This is a genomic window from Streptomyces roseochromogenus subsp. oscitans DS 12.976, assembly GCF_000497445.1.
Classification (GTDB): domain Bacteria; phylum Actinomycetota; class Actinomycetes; order Streptomycetales; family Streptomycetaceae; genus Streptomyces; species Streptomyces oscitans.
In genome coordinates, this window is the sequence record NZ_CM002285.1 from 2758224 (window position 1) to 2773488 (window position 15265).

A 15265-nucleotide genomic window follows, 5' to 3' on the forward strand; every position below is an offset into this window, starting at 1 on the left:
CGCGCGCGCCGCGCTGGCCGAGCCACGGTTCGGGCCGGTGGTGGAGTGGGCGCGCATCGGCCCGTACCGGCTGCTGACCGCGCTGCCGCCGCAGGCCGCGCACGATCCCGTGGTCGGCGCGCTCCTCTCCCCCGCCCATCGGGAGCTGGCCCGCACCGCCGAGGTCTACCTCGACTGCGCGGGCCAGGCCGGCCGTACAGCCGCCGAACTGGGCATCCACCGGCAGACCTTGTACTACCGCCTGTCCCGGGTCGAGCAGCTGACCGGCCTCGACCTGGACGACGGCGAGGACCGGCTGCTGCTGCACATGGCGCTGAAGCGGGCGCGGCTGTGAGCGGTTACTTTCCGGCGAGGTGGGTGATGAACTCCGTCCAGGCCCGGGCGGGGAGGAGGAGGGCGGGGCCGTGGGGGGCCTTGGAGTCGCGGATGGCGATGTGGGGGTGGAGGGGGGCTGCTTCGAGGCAGTTCTGGCCGGGATCACTGTAGGAGGACTTGAACCAAGCGTGCTCAGGAGCCAGTTCGATGGAAACGGGATACGCAGGCATGGTCCTAAAGCTCTCGTTCTCGTCGTTGCAGGAACCCGGGCGTGTCCTCAGGTGGCAGGGCTGATGCTGCCATGGCGACGAAGCGGCGGGTGAACCGGTCGACTTCCCGCCCACCTCTTGGCGCCGCATTCGCAACTCCACGCTACTTCGGAAGCTGCGCCCCTCCCTCAATTGGCGAAGCTGCAAGCCAAGTTCAAGTCGTTGTGCCGTGCGGGTTGCTCGTGGACGCGTCGGGCCCAGTACGGGCGTTCCCCGAACCGGGCCGCGAGCACGCCGGAGGCGAACGTGGCCGGGGACTCCTGGTCGTCGCTCAACTCGCCGAGGAGCTGGACTGGTTCCTGAGGGCGGAGGTCGGCAAGACGGTACGGGTGCGGCTGGGTGCCTCAGGCCCGAGCTGAAGAGTCGCCCACCGCCTCGATGATCCGCCGCAGCCCCTCGGTCAGCTGCTCGGCCGTGGTCGCCGAGTCCGGGTCGAAGAGCCACTGGACCATGAGTCCGTTGAGCAGCGTCTGATAGAGGCGCCCCTCGCTCTCGGCCGCCTCTTTGTCGAGTTCGGCCTCCGGGACACCGCTGAACATGGCCGCGAGCCCCGCACGGCCCTCCTTCTGCGCCTCGGCCAGGAGCTTGCGCACCTCCTCCAACCGCTCGTCCTGGAACATCAGCTCGAAGCTGAGCAGCCAGATCGCCCGCGACTCGGGCACCGTACGGATGATGCTCGTCCACACCTCCTGGAAGCGCTCCAGCGTCCCCGGAGGCTGCGTCACCTTCCCGCCGATCCCCGGGTCGAACCGCTCCCCCACACCCTCGATCAGCGAGATATAGGCCTGCACCAGCAACTCGGCCTTCGACCCGTAGTGGTAGCCGATCGACGCCAGGTTGGTGCCCGACTCCTTGACGATGTCCCGCGCGGTCGTACGCAGGAACCCCTTCTCCAGCAGGCAGCGCTTGGCGCCTTCGAGCAGATCCTCACGGTGTCCCATGCGCACCACCCTACCGCCGATCCATACAGCCGTCCTAGACAAGTGACTTATACATTCGTTCTAGACAATCGTTTAAGACGCTCGTACAGTCACTGGCATGACGACGAACTCGATGGGCACAACGCCCTCCGTCGGCGCCGACAGCGCCGCCCCCGCCCGCGCCGGACGGCGCGAGTGGACCGCTCTCGGCGTGCTGATGCTGCCGCTGCTGCTGGTCTCCATGGACGTCTCGGTCCTGTACTTCGCGACCCCCGCGATCAGCGCGGACCTGCACCCGAGCGGCACCCAGCAGCTGTGGATCTACGACATCTACGGCTTCGTCCTGGCCGGCCTGCTGATGACCATGGGCTCCCTCGGTGACCGCATCGGCCGCCGCAAGCTCCTCCTGACGGGTGCCGCGGCGTTCGGCGGCGCCTCGCTGCTCGCGGCCTACGCCGACAGCGCCGGGACCCTGATCGCGGCCCGCGCGGTCCTCGGCATCGGCGGCGCGACCCTGATGCCGTCCACGATGGCGTTGGTGCGCACGATGTTCACCGACCCCGGCCAGCGGGCGAAGGCGATCGGCCTGTGGTCCGGCGTGATGACCGGCGGTATCGCGCTCGGCTCGGTGATGAGCGGCCTGCTCGTGGAGCACTTCTGGTGGGGGTCGGTCTTCCTGGTCAACCTGCCCGCCATGACCCTGCTCCTGCTCCTCGGCCCGGTGCTGCTGCCGGAGTCCAGGGACCCGAACCCCGGGCGTTTCGACTGGCTGAGCGTCCCGCTGTCGATGGCCGCCGTACTCCCCGTGATCTACGGCCTGAAGGAGATCCCCTCCGAGGGCTGGCACCCGCTGTACGTCGTCTCGATCGCCGTCGGCCTGCTCTTCGCAGCCCTGTTCGTCCGCCGGCAGCGCACGGGCGCCTCTCCGCTGATCCCGCCGGCCCTGCTGAAGGGCCACGGTTTCACCCCGGCGCTGGTCCTGAACCTCATCGCCGCCCTCGCCATGATGGGTTCCGCCATCTTCACCACGCAGTACCTGCAGTCGGTCCTCGGCAAGAGCCCGCTCGCCGCGGCCCTGTGGAGCCTGCTGCCCTCGGTGTTCATCGGCTTCGCCGGTCCGGTCACCGCGCAGCTCGTCCAGCGGGGCGTCAACCGGGGTTACGTCGTCGCCGGCGGCTTCGCGGCCATGACGGCAGGTTTCTCGATGCTGGCCTTCCTCGGCACGGACTCACTGTGGCTGGCGCTCGTCGGCGCCGGTGTCCTCGCCTGCGGGATGGTCGCGATCACGTCCCAGCTGGTCGACCTGGCCATGCGCAGCGCCCCGGTGGAACGGGCGGGCACGGCCTCCTCACTGCTGGAGACCGGTACCGAGTTCGGCGGCGCGCTCGGTATGGCCGTCCTCGGCTCCATCGGTACGGCGGTCTACCGCCACGAGATGCCGGCCTCCGCCCCGGCCGGGGCTCGCGAATCCCTGGGCGACGCCCTCGCCACGGCCGCGCATCTCCCGGCCGGGGCCGGTGCGTCCCTCCTCACCACGGCCCGGCAGGCGTTCACCGACGGTTTCCAGGGCGCGGCGATCGCCGGGGCGGTGGTGGTGGCGCTGGCGGCGGCGGGGGCGGCGGTGACGCTGCGGAGGATCGAGGTGAGGGACGAGAAGTAGGGCACGAAAAAACGCCGTACGGGCTGAGATCTCTCAGCCCGTACGGCGTTTTCAGGATGTTTCAGACCAGGTTCACCGAGCGGGCGGACGTCGCCCCGATCTCCGCGGCAACCTCGGCCAGAACGCCGGAGGCAACCGTGTCGTCCACGGTGAGAACGGCCAGTGCCTCTCCGCCCACCGCCGCGCGAGCGACCTGCATGCCGGCGATGTTGATGCCCGCCTCGCCCAGGATGCGGCCGACGGTGCCGACGACACCGGGACGGTCCTCGTAGCGCAGGACGACCATGTGGTCGGCGAGGGCGAGGTCGACGTCGAAGTCGCCGACCGCGACGATCTTCTGAAGGTGCTTCGGGCCGGCCAGTGTGCCGGAGACCGAGACCTCCTCGCCGCCGGCGAGGGTGCCGCGCACGGTGACGACGTTGCGGTGCTCGGCCGACTCGGAGCTGGTGGTCAGCCGGACCTCGACGCCGCGCTCCTGCGCGAACAGCGGCGCGTTGACGTACGACACCGTCTCGTCGACGACGTCCTCGAAGACACCCTTGAGCGCGGACAGCTCCAGCACCTTCACGTCGTGCTGGGTGATCTCGCCGTAGACCTCGACGTCGAGGCGGTGCGCGACCTCGCCGGCGAGCGCCGTGAAGATACGGCCGAGGCGCTCCGCGAGCGGCAGACCGGGCTTGACGTCCTCGGCGATGACACCGCCCTGGACGTTCACCGCGTCCGGGACCAGCTCACCGGCGAGGGCGAGGCGGACGGACTTGGCGACGGCGATGCCCGCCTTCTCCTGGGCCTCGTCGGTGGAGGCGCCGAGGTGCGGGGTGCAGACGACCTGGTCCAGCTCGAACAGCGGGGAGTCGGTGCACGGCTCCTTCGCGTACACGTCGAGGCCGGCGCCGGCGACCCGGCCCTCCTTCAGCGCCGCGTACAGCGCCTCCTCGTCGACGATGCCACCGCGCGCGGCGTTGACGATGCGCACGCTCGGCTTGACCTTGCGCAGCGCCTCGTCGCCGATGAGGCCGAGGGTCTCGGGGGTCTTGGGCAAGTGGACGGTGATGAAGTCGGAGACCTCCAGCAGCTCGTCCAGGGAGAGGACCTTCACGCCCATCTGGGCGGCCCGCGCGGGCTGGACGTAGGGGTCGTAGGCGACGACCTTCATACCGAAGGCGGACATCCGCTGGGCGACCAGGGCGCCGATGCGGCCGAGGCCGACGACACCGAGGGTCTTCTCGGCCAGCTCGACGCCCGTGTACTTGCTGCGCTTCCACTCGCCGTTCTTCAGCGCGGCGTTGGCCTGCGGGATGTTGCGGGCGGTGGAGAGGATCAGACCGCAGGCCAGCTCGGCGGCGGTCACGATGTTGGAGGTCGGGGCGTTGACGACCATCACGCCGGCCTTGGTGGCGGCGGAGACGTCGACGTTGTCCAGGCCGACGCCGGCGCGGGCGACGACCTTGAGCTTCTTCGCCGCGGCGACCGCCTCGGCGTCGACCTTGGTGGCAGAACGGATCAGGATCGCGTCGACGTCGGCGATGGCGGGGAGCAGTTCGGCTCGGTCCGCTCCGTTGGTGTGCCGGATCTCGAAGTCCGGGCCGAGTGCGTCCACGGTCGCGGGCGACAGCTCTTCAGCGATGAGTACGACGGGTTTCGAGCTCACGTGAGGTCCTCACAAGTCCAGAGCATGCGGACGGCCGTCCCGACGGCCGCAGGCGGAGGAGGGGCTAGCCGCGGAAGACGCACGACGCTGTGGGCCTGACGCGTGTTGTTCAGCAGTCTAGTGGCGCGACGGTGGTCGTCTTGCGCCTCTGCGGAAGGATCACCCGTCCGGTGCTGGACGGGGTGGACAACAGACGGACAACGGGGGCCGGAGCAGTCTGCCCCGACCCCCTGACGTGAGGCTTACGCCTCCTCGTTCACCCAGCTCATCAGCTTGCGGAGCTGCTTGCCGGTGGTCTCCAGCAGGTGCTCGGAGTCCTGCTTCTTGTACTCGTTGTACTTCTTCAGGCCGCCGTGGTACTCGTCCATCCAGTTCTGGGCGAAGGAGCCGTCCTGGATCTCGGCGAGGACCTGCTTCATCTCGGCCTTGGTGGCGTCCGTGATGATGCGCGGGCCGGTGACGTAGTCGCCCCACTCGGCGGTCTCGGAGATGGACCAGCGCATCTTCTCCAGGCCGCCCTCGTACATGAGGTCCACGATCAGCTTCAGCTCGTGCAGGCACTCGAAGTAGGCGATCTCCGGCTGGTAGCCGGCCTCGGTCAGGGTCTCGAAGCCCGCCTTGACCAGCGCGGCCGTACCACCGCAGAGGACGGCCTGCTCGCCGAACAGGTCGGTCTCGGTCTCCTCGGTGAAGGTCGTCTTGATGACGCCGGCGCGGGTGCCGCCGATGCCCTTCGCGTACGACAGGGCCAGCTTGAAGGCGTTGCCGGAGGCGTCCTGCTCGACGGCGGCGATGCACGGAACGCCGCGGCCCTCCTCGTACTGACGGCGGACCAGGTGGCCCGGGCCCTTCGGGGCGACCATGCAGACGTCCACGCCGGCCGGGGGCTTGATGAAGCCGAAGCGGATGTTGAAGCCGTGACCGAAGAACAGCGCGTCGCCGTCCTTCAGGTTCGGGGCGATGGACTCCTCGTAGACCTGGGCCTGGATCGGGTCCGGGACCAGGATCATGATGACGTCGGCCTCGGCGGCGGCCGCGGCCGGGGTCACCACGCGCAGGCCCTGCTCCTCGGCCTTGGCCTTGGACTTGGAGCCCTCGTGCAGACCGACGCGGACGTCGACACCGGAGTCACGCAGCGACAGCGCGTGGGCGTGGCCCTGGCTGCCGTAGCCGATGACCGCGACCTTGCGGCCCTGGATGATGGACAGGTCGGCGTCAGCGTCGTAGAACAGCTCGGCCACTTTGGGTTCTCTCCTTGGTGTGCAGGTTGTGCGTCCCACCGTATGACGGTGAGGGGATGGGAAGTCTCGTGATCTCGGCATCCGGGCGGACGACGTGTCGCCGACCGCTCGGATCCGGCCTTTCGCGGACCGGTCGAGTCCAGCCTTGCGCGGACCGGTCGAGTCCGGCTTTACGCGGTTCGATCGAGTCCGGCTTCACGCGGTTCGGCCGAGTCCGGCGCTACGCGCTCCGGTCGAGCGCGCGCAGCGAGCGGTCGGTGATCGAACGGGCGCCGCGGCCGATCGCGATCGTGCCGGACTGCACCAGCTCCTTGATGCCGAACGGCTCCAGCATCTTGAGCATGGCGGACAGCTTGTCACTCGATCCGGTGGCCTCGATCGTGACGGCCTCCGGGGAGACGTCGACGGTCTTGGCGCGGAACAGCTGGACGATCTCGACGATCTGGGAGCGGGTCTCGTTGTCGGCCCGGACCTTCACCAGGACGAGTTCGCGCTGCACGGCCTGACCGGGCTCCAGCTCGACGATCTTCAGCACGTTGACGAGCTTGTTGAGCTGCTTGGTCACCTGCTCCAGCGGAAGATCCTCGACACCCACCACGATGGTGATGCGGGAGATGTCGGGGTGCTCGGTGACACCGACCGCGAGCGAGTCGATGTTGAAGCCGCGCCGCGAGAACAGGGCGGCGATCCGGGCGAGGATGCCCGGCGTGTTCTCCACCAGGACGGAGAGCGTGTGCTTGGACATGGTCTTTTACGTCTCTCTCGCTCAGTCGTCTTCGTTGTCGCCGAAGTCGGGGCGGACGTCCCGGGCGGCCATGATCTCGTCGTTGGAGGTGCCGGCGGCGACCATCGGCCACACCATCGCGTCCTCGTGGACGATGAAGTCGATGACGACCGGGCGGTCGTTGATGGAGTTCGCCTCTTCGATGACCTTGTCCAGGTCCTCCGGGCGCTCGCAGCGCAGGCCCACACAGCCCATCGCCTCGGACAGCTTCACGAAGTCCGGCACGCGCGTGCCCTTCGCGTCCGGGTTGATGTCCTCCGGACCGCTGTGCAGCACGGTGTTGGAGTAACGCTGGTTGTAGAAGAGGGTCTGCCACTGGCGGACCATCCCGAGGGCGCCGTTGTTGATGATGGCGACCTTGATCGGGATGTTGTTCAGGGCGCAGGTGGTCAGTTCCTGGTTGGTCATCTGGAAGCAGCCGTCGCCGTCGATCGCCCAGACCGTCCGGTCCGGCCGACCGGCCTTGGCGCCCATTGCGGCCGGGACCGCGTAGCCCATGGTTCCGGCGCCGCCGGAGTTGAGCCAAGTGGCGGGCTTCTCGTACTGGATGAAGTGCGCGGACCACATCTGGTGCTGGCCGACGCCCGCCGCGAAGATCGTGCCCTCGGGCGCGAGCTGCCCGATGCGCTCGATGACCTGCTGCGGGGCCAGGGAGCCGTCCTCGGGCTGGTCGTAGCCGAGCGGGTAGGTCTCGCGCCAGCGGTTCAGGTCGCTCCACCAGGCGGTGTAGTCGCCCTTGTGGCCCTCGCTGTGCTCCTTCTGCACGGCCTGGACCAGGTCGGCGATGACCTCGCGGGCGTCACCGACGATCGGCACGTCGGCGGCGCGGTTCTTGCCGATCTCGGCCGGGTCGATGTCGGCGTGGACGATCTTGGCGTACGGGGCGAAGCTGTCCAGCTTGCCGGTGACGCGGTCGTCGAAGCGGGCGCCGAGGGCGACGATCAGGTCGGCCTTCTGCAGCGCGGTGACGGCGGTGACCGCACCGTGCATGCCCGGCATTCCCACGTGCAGCGGGTGGCTGTCCGGGAACGCGCCGAGCGCCATCAGGGTGGTGGTGACGGGCGCTCCGGTGAGTTCGGCGAGGACCTTCAGCTCGGCGGTGGCCTGCGCCTTGAGGACGCCGCCGCCGACGTAGAGGACGGGCCGCCTGGCGGAGGTGATCAGCTTGGCCGCCTCGCGGATCTGCTTGGCGTGCGGCTTGGTCACCGGGCGGTAGCCGGGCAGGTCCATGGTGGGCGGCCAGGAGAAGGTCGTCCTCGCCTGGAGGGCGTCCTTGGCGATGTCGACCAGGACCGGGCCGGGGCGGCCGGTGGAGGCGATGTGGAACGCCTGCGCGATGATCCGCGGGATGTCCTCGGCCTTGGTGACGAGGAAGTTGTGCTTGGTGATCGGCATGGTGATGCCGACGATGTCCGCCTCCTGGAAGGCGTCCGTGCCGATCGACTTCGAGGCGACCTGACCGGTGATCGCGACCAGCGGCACGGAGTCCATGTGTGCGTCCGCGATCGGCGTGACCAGGTTGGTGGCGCCCGGGCCGCTCGTCGCCATGCACACGCCGACCTTGCCGGTGGCCTGCGCATATCCGGTGGCCGCGTGTCCGGCACCCTGCTCGTGGCGGACCAGGACGTGGCGCACCCGGGTGGAGTCCATCAGCGGGTCGTACGCCGGCAGGATCGCGCCGCCGGGGATACCGAATACCGTCTCAGCGCCGACCTCCTCGAGGGAGCGGATGAGGGACTGCGCACCCGTGACGTGCTCGACGGGGGCGGAGTGCTGTCCTCCGGATCGGGGCCGCGGCTGCGGATGGGCCCCGGTGGCCTGCTCGGTCATCGGCATTCTCTTCTCGATGCTGAGGGTTTTTGCGAGGTTTGTACGGAGCTCAAGTGCTGCACGAGAGGCGCTCGTGCAACAAAAAACCCCTCGTGCCGTAGGGCAAGCGAGGGGAGCGCGCCGGTGTGGTCGCTGGGGATTCCGGATCGTCCTCCGGTGGGTCCCAGCTCAGCCGACGCGCTGTCCAAGTACGAGAATTCGGGTGCGCATGGCACTGACCCTCCCCCTGACGCGCACCAGGTGTCAAGTGGGTGGGACAGGAGTCTCAGAATGTGAACGCAGGGCACTACCGCCTCCCAGGACAGCGGGTACACCCCCTGTGTACACCCCCGCGCGTCCCTGCGGCTCCCTGAGACTGCCGGCGAACGCCGGTTCCGCCGGGGCGTGCGGCACCGGATAGTGGCCGGTTCCCAACGCCCGGCGCAGCCGGTACTCGTCCAGCGGCCCGGCGAACGCCATGCCCTGCCCGTGTGTGCAGCCCATCGCGCGCAGCGCGACCACCTGCTCCGGCAGGTCCACACCGTCTGCCGTGGACTGCAGCCCGAGATCGCCGGCGATCCGCAGCAGACCGCTGGTGATCTTGTGCAGCCGCGCGGACTCCACGACGCCCTCGACCAGGCTGCGGTCGAGCTTGAGGATGTCGACGGGGAGCCTTCTGAGGGCCGTGATGGCCGCGTGGCCGCTGCCGAAGCCGTCCAGCGCGATCCGTACCCCGAGCCGGCTGAGCGCGGTCAGCCGGCGCTCCAGCTCGTCCAGGGAGATCCGCGGGTCGGTCTCGGACAGCTCGACGACCAGTGCGCCGGGCGGCAGCCCGTGCCGGGTCAGCAGCGCCTCCACCGAGCCCAGCGGCATGGAGCGGTCCAGCAGCCGCCGGGCGCTCATCCGTACGGTCACCGGGACGACGACCCCGGTGGCCGCGCGCTCGGCGGCCTGCTCGACGGCCTGCTGCAGGATCCAGCGGTCCAGCTCGGCGGTCTTGTCGCCGTCCTCGGCCACCCGGAGGAACTCGGCCGGGGTGAACAGCACCCCCTGCGAGGAGCGCCAGCGCGCCTGCGCCGAGACCGCCGTGATCCGGCCGTCGTCCAGGCACACCACGGGCTGGTGCAGCAGGGCGAACTCGCCGTCGTGCAGGGCGGCGCGCAGCCGGGTGGCCAGCTCCGCCTTGCGTACGACGTCCTGCTGCATCTGCGGCTTGTACAGCTCGACCCGGCCCTTTCCGGCCGATTTCGCGCGGTACATCGCCAGGTCGGCGTTGCGCAGCAGCTCGCCCGCGCCGAGGCCCGGCTCGGCGAAGGCGACGCCGATGGAGGCGTTGACCCGGACATCGTTGCCGTCGATCGGGTACGGCTGGGAGAGGGTCACCCTCAGGCGTTCGGCCAGCTCCAGGATGTTCCGCTCCCGGGCGGCACGGTCACGGGTGCCGTCCCCGACGATCAGGGCCGCGAACTCGTCACCGCCCAGCCGGGAGGCGGTGTCCCCCTGCCGGACCGCGTCCTGGAGTCTGCGGGCGGCCTGGACGAGCAGTTCGTCCCCGGCCTGGTGCCCGATCGTGTCGTTGACGGCCTTGAAGCCGTCCAGGTCGATGAAGAGCACCGCCGTGTTGCGCAGGGCGGCACCCCGGTCGGTGGCCCGGCGGCCGGACAGGGCCTGCTGCACGCGCCGGGTGAACAGGGCGCGGTTGGGCAGGTCGGTCAGCGGGTCGTGCTCGGCGTTGTGCTGCAACTGCGCCTGCAGACGCACCCGTTCGGTCACGTCACGGCTGTTGAAGATCAGGCCGCCGTGGTGGCGGTTGACGGTCGACTCCACGTTGAGCCAGCCGCCGTCGCCGGACCGGAAGCGGCACTCGATGCGGGTGGTGGGTTCCTCCAGCGGGCTGGCGGCGAGGAAGCGGCGCACCTCGTGCACCACGCAGCCGAGATCCTCCGGGTGGATCAGACCGGCCAGCTCTCCGCCCACGAGTTCCTCGGCGGGCCGGCCGTAGACCCCGGCGGCGGCCGGGGAGACGTAGCGCAGGATGCCGTTGGGCGCCGCGATCATGATCACGTCGCTGGAGCCCTGCACCAGGGAGCGGAAGTGGTTCTCCTTCTGTGCCAGTTCCTGGGTGAGTGTGATGTTGTCCAGCAGCATGATGCCCTGCCGGATGACGAGTGCGAGCACTACGGCGCCCGCGGTGATGAGGACCACGTGGTCGGGTCGGCGGCCGTTGAGGACGTTGTACAGGATGCCCAGGGTGCACACTGCGGCGGCGAGGTACGGGGTGAGTGCGGCGATGGAGCCGGTGAGCGGGCGGCCGGCCGGATACCGGCTGTGCTCACCTCCCGGTGCGGGCACGGACACGTGCTGGTGGCCCGTGCCGCGCTGTCCGGGCAGGTGCTCGTGGACCACGCGCGTGTGCCCGTCCGGTGCGTGCGCCTCCTGCGCACCCGTGCCGCGCGGTGCGGCCCAGGGGGCGTAGGCGAGCAGCAGCGAACCGGCGAACCAGCCGGCGTCCAGCAGCTGACCGGAGTGGTAACTGCTGTGCAGCAGCGGCGAGGTGAACAGCGCGTCGCACATCACGGTCAGCGCGAGCGCGCCAATCGCCGTGTTCACCGCGGTGCGGTTGTTGCCCGGGGCGCGGCGGAAGTGCAGCGCGAGCACCATGCTGACGAGCGCGATGTCGAGCAGCGGGTACGCCAGCGACAGCGCGGTGTGCGCCACGCTCGGCCCGTCGAACCGGGCCGCCTGGGCGAGCGCGAGGCTCCACGACAGCGTGAGCAGCGAGCCGCCGATCAGCCAGGCGTCGAGCCCCAGGCAGATCCAGCCGGCCTTGGTCACCGGCCGTTTGGCGAGCACCAGCAGGCCCACGATGGCGGGCGGCGCGAAGCACAGGAAGAACAGGTCGGCGTAGGAGGGGCTGGGCACGGGCCGTCCGAGGACGACCTCGTACCACCCCCAGACCGCGTTGCCGAGGGCCGCCATCGCCGAGGAGAGGGCGAACAGCAGCCAGGCCGAGCGGAAGCGGATGCGCGGATTGCGGGCGTACCGGAAGCATGAGACGGCGGCGGTGCCCGCCGCGGCGCTCAGTCCGAAGTCGCCCATGATCAACGCCAGTTCGCCCGTACCCCAGTCGAACGCGGCCCCGACGGCGTAGGCCGCGCAGACCAGGGCGAGGACGAGTTGCTCCACCGTGCGAGTGCCCTCACCGGCGGCCGGCCGGCGGGGCGGCGACGCCTGCTGCGGGAGCGGTGCGCGCACCGCTCCGTCGAGGGCGGTCGTCATCGAGGGCGGCGCGCTCACCGGGGCCTCCCGGTCCGCGCCGCTCCCGGGTCCCGACGGTCCCGGTGCGCTGGGTGTGTGTGCCTCCTGCGGGCGCTGTGCCTCCGCTGGTGATGGCTGGTGTGGTGGCCGCGCCTGCGCGCGGCCGTGCGCCAGGGCCGCCGTCGGCGGCTCCGCCGCGTCGGATCGTTCGTCCATAGGCCGTGCATCGCCCGTCGCCCCCCTCACAAAATCTGAAATGTCCATCCCCGGCGCCGTACGTCGGCGGCGCAGCCCCTGTCGGGACGATACACCAGGATCGTCACTCAGGGACATAGCTTCTCTACGCTCCGTGACGACCAGCGGGGATGCACGTACAGGCCGCGTCCGGGGGGTTGCGGAGGGTGCCGAAAGCCGGTTTACGCGCCCGTCGTGAGGACCACGTTGCGCAGGGGCTCGTGGTTCACGAACCGGGTCAGCTGGTCGACGAGGAGCCGCTTGGCACGCGGCAGGAAGGCCGAGGAGGGCCCGCCCACATGGGGCGTGATGAGCACGCCGGGGGCCTGCCAGAGCGGGTGTCCGGGCGGCAGCGGCTCGGGATCGGTGACGTCGAGGGCCGCGCTGATACGGCCTTTCTCCAGCTCCGCGAGCAGCGCCTCGGTGTCGACGACGGGCCCGCGCGCCACGTTCACCAGCAGCGCTCCGTCCTTCATCCGCCCGAGGAATTCGGCGTCCACCAGCCCTCGCGTCGCCTCCGTCAAGGGCGTGGACAGGATCACGACGTCGGCGTGCGGAAGCAGGGAGGGCAATTCGGTGAGCGGATGCACCGGACCGCGCGCCGTGGTGCGCTCAGAGCGCGCGACGCGCGCCACCCGCGCGAGTTCAAAGGGCGCGAGCCGGTCTTCGATGGCGGCGCCGATCGCGCCGTAACCGACGATGAGGACGGTCTTGTCGGCGAGGGCGGGATGGAACGCGCTCTCCCAGCGCTCCTGTTGCTGGGCGCGGACGAATCCGGGGATGCCGCGCAGCGAGGCGAGGGTCAGGGTGAGGGCGAGTTCGGCGGTGCTCGCCTCGTGCACCCCGCGCGCGTTGCACAGCTGGACACCCGGCCGGATGGCCGACAGGCGCGCGGTGACGTCGTCGACGCCCGCCGTCAGCGTCTGGATGACCCGGACGTGGGTCAGCTGCTCCAGCGGGCGCACCCTGACCGTCCATCGCTTCATGTACGGCACCACGTACAGGACGCAGTCCGCCGGGTCGCCGGGAAAGGGCTGGTCACCGTCCTCGCCGCCGTCCCAGAACAGATACCGGGGCCCCTCGGGAAGCCCCTCGATCTCCTCCGGCGCGATGGGAAGCCATACGTCTGCACTCATGGCATGGAGGCTATGTCAGGTACGCGCGCGTGCAGAGGTTAGGTTGGGAGCCGGGCAGAGGGAGGGTCACGAGCAGGTGGAGCGCAGGACGATCGGCGCGGGGGCGCTCGCGGTGGGGGCCGTCGGACTCGGGTGCATGCCGATGAGCTGGGCGTACAGCGGGTCACGGCAGCGGGGCGACGCATCGGTCAGAGCCGTGCACCGCGCGCTGGATCTCGGCTCGACCCTCCTCGACACGGCGGACATGTACGGCCCGTTCACCAACGAGTTGCTGCTGGGCCGGGTGCTGAAGGAGCGGCGCGCGGACGCCTTTGTCTCCACGAAGGCGGGGCTGCTGGTGGGCGAGCAGCACATCGTGGCCAACGGGCGCCCCGGGTATGTGAAGCGGGCCTGCGACGCCTCGCTGCGGCGCCTGCAGACGGACGTGATCGACCTCTACCAGCTGCACCGCGCCGACCCCGAGGTCCCGGTCGAGGAGACCTGGGGCGCGATGGCCGAGCTGGTGCGGGCCGGCAAGGTGCGGGCGCTGGGCCTGTGCGCGATGGGTGCGCGCGGCGGCCGCCGCTCCGGGGCCGGGCTGCACGACGGCACCCTGCGCCAGCTGCAGCGGGTGCAGCAGGTGTTCCCGGTGGCCGCGGTGGAGGCGGAGCTGTCGGTGTGGTCGCCGGAGGCCCTGCGGGCGCTGCTGCCGTGGTGCGAGGCGCGGGGCGTGGGTCTCCTCGCGGCGATGCCGCTGGGCAACGGCTTCCTGAGCGGCACGCTGACCCCCGGCGAGGGCTTCGAACCGGACGACATCCGGGCCCGCCATCCCCGTTTCACGGCCGAGATGATGGCGGCCAACCAGCCGATCGTCGCGGGCCTGCGCCGCATCGCGCGCCGCCACGGCGAGCAGGTCACCCCGGCCCAGGTGGCCCTGGCCTGGGTGCTGGCCCAGGGCCGCCATGTGATCGCCCTTCCGGGCACGAAGCAGGAACGCTGGGCCGAGGAGAACGCGGCGGCGGCCGAGCTGCGCCTGACCGCACAGGACTTGGCGGAGGTGTCCCGACTGCCGGCGGCCCAGGGGTCCTGGGACTGACGGGCTCCCGGGACCCGTCGCGAGGAAACGGCAACCCAGGCCGGGCGGGCCCTGTCCGAGAAGGAACACCTGCCACTGGACCACCGCCACGAAAGGACCAAGCTCGTGCAACACCGAGCTGCGCCAGCCGTGTTGGCCGCAGCCGCCCTCCTGCTCACGGCCGGCTGCCCCCGGCCGGCGGCCCAGGAGTCCTGGGACTGACGGCTTCCCGGGGACACCCGGCGAAGGGGGACGACCGGGTACTGGAGGCGGAGGTGAAGTAACGCCCACCGGACCGCTCACGCCTCCTCGGCGCCCTCCGGCCGGCCCTCCTCCGGCTCCTCCTCGGCGGGCGGTGGTCCGGGACGGCGTATGACCGCCTTCCCCGAAGCCAGGTCTATCGGCCCCCGCCCGGGGTCGGCGTCCCCCACGTCCTCGCGGGTCAACTCCAGCCGGTTCTGCTCATCCCGCGTGTGTTTGCGGCTGGGCGCGAACAGTTCCTCGAAGGCGTTGAACACGGAACCCCCCATTTCTCACGTTACGGCTCTTCTCCAGCGCAGGTCTCAGCCCGCCGTACCGGCAGTGAGCGGCTCGGCCGGGAAGAGGCCCAGCCGGTGTGCCGTCGCCGCCGCCTCGCCCCGGCCCGAGACGCCGAGCTTGCTCAGGATGTTGGAGACGTGGACGCTCGCGGTCTTCGGGGAGATGAACAGCTCCTCGGCGATCTGGCGGTTGGTGCGGCCGGCCGACACCAGGCGCAGCACGTCCCGCTCCCGGCTGGTGAGGCCGAGGGCCGCGGCCGGGTCGGCGGGGGCGAGGGCCTCTCGGGAGGCGCGGGTCAGGGTGAGACGGGCGCGCTGGGCAAGCCGGGCGACGTCATCGGCGAGGGACCGGGCGTCGAGGTGGCCGGCGACCGCCGCGGCCAGCCGGAGCAGTT

General features: G+C 70.5%; 14 protein-coding genes. 4 read left to right on the top strand and 10 right to left on the bottom strand.

Annotated elements, in window-relative coordinates:
- On the top strand, positions 1 to 334 hold a 334-nt coding region (locus M878_RS61755), incomplete at its 5' end, for a PucR family transcriptional regulator (RefSeq protein ID WP_023546554.1).
- A gap of 4 nt (positions 335 to 338) precedes the next feature.
- Here the strand turns inward: M878_RS61755 and M878_RS61760 are convergent.
- The gene (locus M878_RS61760; RefSeq protein WP_023546555.1) at positions 339 to 545 is read right to left on the bottom strand and encodes a DUF397 domain-containing protein; all 207 of its coding nucleotides are present in this window, start codon (positions 543 to 545) and stop codon (positions 339 to 341) included.
- Positions 546 to 766: 221 nt separating this feature from the next.
- Between M878_RS61760 and M878_RS47675 the strand changes: the two genes are divergently transcribed.
- Entirely contained in the window at positions 767 to 943 is a 177-nt protein-coding gene (locus tag M878_RS47675; protein WP_209445516.1) for an ATP-binding protein, read from the top strand.
- Here M878_RS47675 and M878_RS61765 read toward each other — a convergent pair.
- Positions 929 to 1525 carry a TetR/AcrR family transcriptional regulator gene (locus M878_RS61765; protein ID WP_031224762.1) on the bottom strand — a complete coding sequence of 199 codons (597 nt, stop codon included), beginning with the start codon at positions 1523 to 1525 and terminating at the stop codon, positions 929 to 931. The genes M878_RS47675 and M878_RS61765 overlap by 15 nt on opposite strands.
- A 97-nt stretch (positions 1526 to 1622) precedes the next feature.
- Between M878_RS61765 and M878_RS61770 the strand changes: the two genes are divergently transcribed.
- Positions 1623 to 3164 (top strand): MFS transporter, encoded by a 1542-nt coding sequence (locus M878_RS61770; RefSeq protein ID WP_031224764.1) that lies wholly within the window; start codon positions 1623 to 1625, stop codon positions 3162 to 3164.
- 61 nt (positions 3165 to 3225) lie between these two features.
- Here M878_RS61770 and serA read toward each other — a convergent pair whose 3' ends face one another.
- The 6 genes from serA to M878_RS61800 all read right to left on the bottom strand — a co-directional run bounded on the left by serA (position 3226) and on the right by M878_RS61800 (position 13277).
- Positions 3226 to 4815: a phosphoglycerate dehydrogenase gene (serA, locus tag M878_RS61775; protein ID WP_023546559.1), complete on the bottom strand. Its 1590-nt coding sequence runs from the start codon at positions 4813 to 4815 to the stop codon at positions 3226 to 3228.
- Between the two features lie 242 nt (positions 4816 to 5057).
- Positions 5058 to 6056, bottom strand: coding sequence for a ketol-acid reductoisomerase (ilvC, locus tag M878_RS61780; protein WP_023546560.1), 999 nt, complete (start codon positions 6054 to 6056; stop codon positions 5058 to 5060).
- Positions 6057 to 6276: 220 nt separating this feature from the next.
- Positions 6277 to 6801, bottom strand: coding sequence for an acetolactate synthase small subunit (ilvN, locus tag M878_RS61785; protein WP_023546561.1), 525 nt, complete (start codon positions 6799 to 6801; stop codon positions 6277 to 6279).
- 21 nt (positions 6802 to 6822) lie between these two features.
- The gene (locus tag M878_RS61790) at positions 6823 to 8670 is read right to left on the bottom strand and encodes an acetolactate synthase large subunit (protein WP_031224766.1); all 1848 of its coding nucleotides are present in this window, start codon (positions 8668 to 8670) and stop codon (positions 6823 to 6825) included.
- 243 nt (positions 8671 to 8913) lie between these two features.
- On the bottom strand, positions 8914 to 12123 hold the full coding sequence (locus M878_RS61795) for a putative bifunctional diguanylate cyclase/phosphodiesterase (RefSeq protein WP_106962705.1): 3210 nt from the start codon (positions 12121 to 12123) through the stop codon (positions 8914 to 8916).
- 200 nt (positions 12124 to 12323) lie between these two features.
- Positions 12324 to 13277 (bottom strand): 2-hydroxyacid dehydrogenase, encoded by a 954-nt coding sequence (locus M878_RS61800; protein ID WP_023546564.1) that lies wholly within the window; start codon positions 13275 to 13277, stop codon positions 12324 to 12326.
- A 76-nt stretch (positions 13278 to 13353) separates the two neighbouring features.
- Between M878_RS61800 and M878_RS61805 the strand changes: the two genes are divergently transcribed.
- Positions 13354 to 14352 carry an aldo/keto reductase gene (locus tag M878_RS61805; protein WP_023546565.1) on the top strand — a complete coding sequence of 333 codons (999 nt, stop codon included), beginning with the start codon at positions 13354 to 13356 and terminating at the stop codon, positions 14350 to 14352.
- A gap of 278 nt (positions 14353 to 14630) precedes the next feature.
- Here M878_RS61805 and M878_RS61810 read toward each other — a convergent pair whose 3' ends face one another.
- Positions 14631 to 14849, bottom strand: coding sequence for a DUF6191 domain-containing protein (locus tag M878_RS61810; protein WP_031224769.1), 219 nt, complete (start codon positions 14847 to 14849; stop codon positions 14631 to 14633).
- A gap of 45 nt (positions 14850 to 14894) precedes the next feature.
- Positions 14895 to 15265, bottom strand: a 371-nt coding sequence (locus tag M878_RS98875; protein WP_037730576.1) for a helix-turn-helix domain-containing protein, incomplete at its 5' end; no start/stop codon positions are given.